Origin of the sequence: Bradyrhizobium sp., from assembly GCF_049512235.1 — a bacterium.
Classification (GTDB): Bacteria; Pseudomonadota; Alphaproteobacteria; order Rhizobiales; family Xanthobacteraceae; genus Bradyrhizobium.
Map to the genome: position 1 here is coordinate 1 of NZ_JBEKXH010000749.1, position 7,309 is coordinate 7,309.

Annotated in this window: 1 protein-coding gene and 2 pseudogenes; 2 read left to right on the top strand and 1 reads right to left on the bottom strand. The window is 61.4% G+C overall.

From position 1 onward, the window contains the following. Positions 1–728, bottom strand: a 728-nt coding sequence (locus ABSG20_RS34825) for an ISAzo13 family transposase (protein ID WP_423868965.1), incomplete at its 3' end; no start/stop codon positions are given. A gap of 305 nt (positions 729–1,033) precedes the next feature. Between ABSG20_RS34825 and ABSG20_RS34910 the strand changes: the two are divergent. After that, positions 1,034–1,819: pseudogene (locus tag ABSG20_RS34910) on the top strand (HAMP domain-containing protein); the annotation flags it as partial. 18 nt (positions 1,820–1,837) lie between these two features. Further along, positions 1,838–7,309, top strand: a pseudogene (locus ABSG20_RS34830) (HAMP domain-containing protein); the annotation flags it as partial.

Consider the following 7,309-nt stretch of genomic DNA (forward strand, 5'->3'; position numbering starts at 1 on the left):
GTGATCCCGACGCTGACGAATCCGGTATTGGCGGTCACATCGTATATGCCATAGGGCACGACCTTGCCGAGCTTCTTGTCTTCGAAGTCGTGCACGTTGACGCGCTGCGGATCGCCTTTGGGACGATAATCGGTGCCGCCATTCTTAAAGTTGCCAACCAGCTCTTTCTTCTTGGTGTCGACCGAGATGACGGGTTGTTGTTGGGCTTGCGCCGCAAGGACTTTCGCGTTGATGTATTCGAACTGGGCGTTGCGGTCGGGATGCTTCGAGCCTTCGTCCGCCTTGCGGTTGGACTGGCGCGAAAACCCGAGCTTCATCAACTCGGTGCACACCGTGTCGGCACTAATCGGATGCCCCATCTGCGTCAGGGTTGCCGCAATCTTGTCCATGCTTTTCGACACCCAGAGCAACGGTCGCATGGGATCGCCCAACGTCACGGGCTCGACCAGGCGTTTGAGCGCTGGGACGAGCCCTGGATCGTTCTCGCAAACCGAGCGGCGACCACCACCGGCACGGCGAGCCTGTCCCTTCGGCAGTGGTTGTGCATCAAGATCCTGCTTGCCGCGATTGATCGTCGAGCGGGCGAGCCCGGTGATTTTCGAGACGATCACCAGACCGCCTCGACCCGCGGTCCGCGCCTCCGCCGCCGCAAACAAGCGCCGGCCCCGCTCGTCGAGCAGCGAGCCTACCGCGTCCCATCGCAGCTGAATGGCGGCCTTGTCGATCATGAGACCGACTTACGCCGCTTCGTCAAAAACTGGAATCCCCAAAACCTGAGTCAATCCGCCGCATATTCGCCGGATCGCGATTCAGTTATTGTTCGGAGCGTCCTAAGCGGACTAACCTCAAGAGAAATTCTGCTGCGATCAGTCGGTCGGATATCCGACAGAGGAACCCGCCATGAGGAACTCGAATGACCTGCCACCGGCCGCAAGGCGCGTGGGAAGGACAGCAAAACCTCCGTACCCCGAACGAGATTCTTGCGCTATGTTGATGCAGCTATTGCGTTTCACTGGATTGATGCAGGTGCTTCATGAGAGAAACTACGACCTCTCCTTCGCGCAAAAAGCCGCCCACCGTCCTTAAAGGCAACGGAAAGAGCAATGGCTCCGTCGAAGATGTGGCCGCAGCGCGATCCCGTCTGCTTCTTACGGCCATGATGGCTTTCCGCGACGGAGATTTTTCGGCTCGCCTGCCGGCGGATTGGCCAGGCATAGATGGCAGAATTGCTGAGGCCTTTAATCAGAGCTTGGCCCACGAAGGCCGAATCTCCCGGGAGGTGGCTCGGTTGAGCGTCACGGTCGGCAAGGAAGGGCGCCTCAAACAACGCATGACCGTGCCGGGTGCGGTCGGCCAGTGGGCCGAGAAAGTTGATTCCATCAACACGCTTTTGGACGATCTGGTGCGGCCAACGACCGAGGTCGCTCGTACCATCGGTGCGGTAGCCAAGGGCGACCTCGGACAATCCATGGAACTTGAGGTCGACGGACTGGCGCTCAAGGGCGAATTCCTACGCTCCGCCAAGCTCGTTAACACGATGATCGAGCAGCTTTCCGTTTTCACGTCCGAGGTCACGCGGGTCGCGCGCGAGGTCGGCACGGAGGGTAAGCTCGGAGGGCAAGCCCAGGTCAGAGGCGTTTCCGGCGTTTGGAGGGAACTTACCGAGTCGGTAAACCAGATGGCCGGCAATCTCACGGCGCAAGTCCGCAACATCGCCGACGTCACCATCGCCGTTGCCAACGGGGACCTCTCGAAGAAGATCACTGTCGACGTGCGCGGCGAGATCCTGCAACTCAAGGAAGCCATCAATACGATGGTCGACCAACTCAGGTCGTTTGCATCGGAGGTGACCCGCATGGCGCGCGAGGTCGGCACCGACGGAAGTCTTGGTGGTCAGGCGGTCGTGCCGGGCGTGGCCGGCACCTGGAAGGATCTCACCGATTCCGTCAACGCGATGGCGACCAACCTGACCGAACAGGTTCGCAACATCGCGACCGTTACGACGGCCGTGGCCCGCGGCGACCTTTCGCGCAAGATCACCGTCGATGCCAAGGGCGAAATCCTTGAACTCAAGGAAACCATCAACACGATGGTCGACCAGCTCAACGGCTTCTCGTCAGAGGTGACGCGCGTGGCGCGTGAGGTGGGTACGGAAGGCAAACTCGGCGGACAGGCGCAGGTGCCCGGTGTCGCCGGCACCTGGAAGGATTTGACGGACTCCGTCAATTCGATGGCATCCAACCTTACGGGTCAGGTCCGGAATATCGCCGACGTGACGACCGCGGTCGCCAGAGGCGACCTTTCGCGCAAGATCACGGTGGACGTGAAGGGCGAGATCCTCGCGCTCAAGAACACCATCAACACGATGGTCGATCAGCTCAACGGCTTCGCCGCCGAGGTCACCCGCGTCGCGCGCGAGGTTGGTACGGAAGGCAAACTAGGCGGCCAGGCGGCGGTGCCCGGCGTTGCCGGCACCTGGAAGGACCTGACCGACAACGTCAACTTCATGGCGTCAAACCTGACCGGTCAGGTCCGAAACATCGCCGAAGTCACCACCGCGGTCGCCCGTGGCGACCTCTCCAAGAAGATCACCGCGGACGTACGCGGAGAAATCCTGGAAGTGAAGAACACCATCAATACCATGGTGGATCAGTTGAACGGTTTCGCATCCGAAGTGACGCGCGTTGCGCGCGAGGTCGGCACCGAGGGCAAGCTCGGCGGTCAGGCCCAGGTGCCCGGCGTCGCCGGAACCTGGAAGGATTTGACCGACAACGTCAACTCGATGGCCTCGAATCTGACCGGTCAGGTCCGCAACATCGCGGACGTGGCCACAGCGGTCGCAAACGGCGACCTTTCAAGAAAGATCACCGTCGACGTCAAGGGTGAAATACTGGAACTGAAAAACACGCTGAATACGATGGTCGATCAGCTCAACGCGTTCGCAGGCGAGGTCAGCCGCGTCGCGCGCGAAGTCGGCACCGAGGGCAAGCTCGGCGGTCAGGCCGCGGTGGAGGGCGTGGCCGGCACCTGGAAGGATCTGACCGACAATGTCAACTCGATGGCCAATAACCTGACCGGCCAGGTCCGCAACATCGCCGACGTGACCACTGCGGTCGCACGAGGCGATCTCAGCCGCAAGATCACCGTCGACGTCAAGGGCGAGATCTTGGCGTTGAAGAATACCATGAACACCATGGTCGACCAGCTCAACGGCTTCGCGGCGGAGGTGACGCGTGTCGCGCGCGAGGTCGGCACCGAGGGCAAGCTTGGCGGTCAGGCCGCAGTGCCCGGCGTCGCCGGCACCTGGAAAGATCTCACCGACAACGTCAACTTCATGGCCTCGAACCTGACCGGACAGGTCCGCAATATCGCCGAAGTCACGACCGCGGTGGCCCGGGGCGATCTTTCAAAGAAGATCACCGCCGACGTTCGAGGCGAGATCCTCGAAGTGAAGAACACAATCAATACGATGGTCGATCAGTTGAACGGTTTCGCCTCCGAAGTGACCCGGGTGGCGCGCGAAGTCGGCACCGAAGGCAAACTGGGCGGTCAGGCCCAGGTGCCCGGCGTTGCGGGCACCTGGAAGGACTTGACCGACAACGTGAACTCGATGGCCAATAACCTGACCGGCCAGGTTCGTAACATAGCCGAGGTGACCATTGCTGTTGCCAATGGAGACCTTTCGAAGAAGATCACCGCGGACGTGCGCGGCGAAATCCTCGAGGTCAAGGAAACCATCAATACCATGGTCGACCAGCTGCGGTCTTTCGCTGCCGAAGTCAGCCGCGTCGCACGCGAAGTCGGCACCGATGGCAAGCTGGGCGGCCAGGCGCAAGTGCCGGGCGTTGCCGGCACCTGGAAGGATCTGACGGACAACGTCAACTCGATGGCCAACAATCTGACCGGCCAGGTCCGCAACATCGCGGACGTGGCGACGGCCATCGCCCGCGGCGACCTGAGCCGCAAGATCACCGTGGACGTCAAGGGCGAGATCCTGCAGCTCAAGGAGACCATGAACACGATGGTCGATCAGCTCTCGGCCTTTGCGTCCGAAGTGACCCGCGTGGCTCGCGAGGTCGGTACGGAAGGCAAGCTGGGCGGCCAGGCCGCCGTGCCGGGTGTCGCCGGCACCTGGAAGGATCTGACCGACAACGTCAACTACATGGCCTCCAACCTGACGGGCCAGGTCCGCAATATCGCGGAAGTCACCATCGCGGTGGCGAGCGGCGATCTTTCCAAGAAGATCACGGTGGACGTTCGCGGAGAAATTCTGCAGCTCAAGGAAACCATCAACACGATGGTGGAGCAGCTGCGCTCGTTCGCCTCCGAGGTGACACGCGTGGCGCGCGAGGTGGGAACCGAGGGAAGACTCGGCGGCCAGGCCGCCGTTCCGGGCGTGGCGGGTACATGGAAGGACCTGACCGACACGGTCAACGATCTGGCCAACAACCTCACGACTCAGGTCCGCAACATCGCCGAAGTGACCACCGCGGTCGCCCGAGGCGATCTCAACCGCAAGATCACGGTCGACGTGAAGGGCGAGATCCTGGAGTTGAAGGACACCATCAACACGATGGTCGATCAGCTGAACTCGTTCGCCGGCGAAGTGACCCGGGTGGCGCGCGAGGTCGGTACCGAGGGCCGGCTGGGCGGCCAGGCGGTCGTTCCCGGAGTTGCCGGCACCTGGAAGGACCTGACCGATAACGTGAACTTCATGGCGTCGAACCTCACCGACCAGGTCCGCGGCATCGTGAAGGTGGTGACCGCCGTCGCCAACGGCAATTTGAGCCAGCGGCTCAGCGTGCAGGCGAAGGGCGAAGTGGCCGCGCTCGGAGAAACGATCAACAACATGACCGACACGCTCGCGACCTTCGCCGACCAGGTGACGAACGTGGCGCGCGAGGTCGGCGTCGACGGGCGGCTGGGCGGCCAGGCCAACGTTCCGGGCGCCGCCGGGACCTGGAAGGATCTCACCAGCAATGTGAATCTGCTTGCCGCCAACCTAACCACGCAGGTCCGCGCCATCGCCGAGGTTGCGACCGCCGTGACCAAGGGAGACCTGACGCGCACGATCCAGGTTGAGGCGCGCGGCGAAGTCGCAGAGTTGAAGGACAACCTCAACACCATGATCTCGAACCTGCGCGATACAACCGAAAGCAACCGCGAGCAGGATTGGCTGAAGACCAACCTCGCCAAGTTCGGAGGCATGCTTCAGGGACAACGGGAATTGAGTACGGTCGGCCAGATCCTGCTCAGTGAACTCAGTCCCCTGGTCCAGGCGTACCAGGGCACGATCTATCATCTCGACAGCGGGGAGGAGAATACGCAGCTCAAACTGCTTTCGAGCTACGCGCATGGGGGGCGGCTGGCCGAGACGATCGCACTGGGCGAGGGCCTGGCGGGTCAGTGTGCCGTCGAGAAGAAGAGCATCCTTCTCAAGGATGTGCCGCCGGATTTCATAACCATTTCGTCCAGTCTCGGAGAGGCCGCGCGTGTCAGCATCGTGGTTCTGCCGGTTCTGTTCGAAGGCCAGACCAAGGCGGTCATCGAACTCGCTACCCTGCAGCCGTTCACCACGGTGAATCTTGCCTTCCTCGACCAACTGACCCTGAGCCTCGGCGCGGTTTTCAATACCATCGAGGCCACGATGCGGACGGAAGGCCTGCTCACGCAATCTCAACAGCTGACCGTCGAACTGCAATCGCGCCAGAGCGAGCTGCAGCAGACAAACGAGGAACTGGGCACGAAGGCAAAACTGCTCGCCGACCAGAATGCGGAAGTCGAGCGCAAGAACTCGGAGGTGGAGCAGGCCCGCCACGCCCTCGAGGAAAAGGCCATCGAGCTGGCGCTCACCTCCAAATACAAATCCGAGTTTCTCGCCAACATGTCGCACGAGCTGCGGACGCCGCTCAATTCAATTCTCATTTTGAGCCAGCAGCTTGCCGAGAACGTCCCCGGCAATCTTTCCGACAGGCAGGTCGAATTCTCGCGAAACATAAATTCTTCCGGTTCCGATCTGCTTAACCTCATCAACGACATTCTCGACCTCTCCAAGATCGAGTCCGGCACGGTCACGGTCGAGGTCGAGGAGATCACCTTCGACCGGTTGCGGGAAAACATCGAACGAAACTTCCGGCATGTCGCGGAGGCGAAAAATCTGCCCTTCGACGTCCATTTCGCGGCTGACTTGCCGCGTTTCATGGAGAGCGACGACAAACGCCTGCAGCAAATCCTGAAGAATCTGCTTTCAAACGCCGTCAAATTCACGGCGCATGGTCACGTGCAGGTCAGCGTCGACGTCGCTACCCAGGGTTGGACCACCGACCACCCTGTGCTCAGCAAGGCGGACAAGGTCGTCGCCTTCGCGGTCGAGGATACCGGCATCGGCATCGCGCCCGAAAAGCAGCGCCTCATCTTCGAAGCCTTCCAGCAGGCCGACGCCGGCACGTCGCGGCGATACGGCGGCACCGGCCTTGGACTTGCGATCAGCCGTGAACTGGCGGCGTTGCTCGGTGGTGAAATAAGGCTCGCGAGCGCCGCCGACAAGGGAAGCACCTTTACCCTATATCTTCCCGTCCAATTCCCGGGGCGTGAGAACTCGCAGATCACGGTTTCGGAAGGATCCGCCGTGCGGCCGCCCGTGGCCCGCGAACTCATGGTGCTGCCTGTGGCGCGGGAAGAGCCCATTGAGGACGATCGGGACATCATCGAGGAAGGCGACGCGGTACTCCTGATCATCGAAGATGACGGGCACTATGCCCGCATATTGCTCGGCCTGGCGCGGGACAAGGGCTTCAAGGGCATCATCAGCACCCGCGGTGCGGCGGCGCTTTCGCTTGCCCGCCAATACCGGCCCACCGCCATCTCGCTCGATATTTTCCTGCCCGACATGCTTGGCTGGACGGTGCTCAATCAGCTCAAGCTCGATCCGGTTACGCGCCACATACCGGTGCAGATCGTCACTCTGGAAGAGGAGCGGCAACACGGTCTGGCGCATGGCGCATTCTCCTATCTCGTCAAGGAGCCGACCACCGACGGCCTGGAGACAGCTTTCGAACGTCTCAAGGAGTTCACCTCTCCGCGCACGAAGAGACTGCTGATCGTGGAAGACAACGACATCGAACGGCAGTCGATCGTGGAGCTGCTTGGCTATGAAGACATTGAGCTGATCACGGCCGCAAGCGGAGGGGAGGCGCTCGAAGCGTTGCAGGAAAAGCCTTTCGACTGCGTCGTGCTCGATTTGCGGCTGCCTGACATGACCGGATTTGAGCTACTTGAAAGACTGCACGCCAACCCGTCGTTCTCCAGG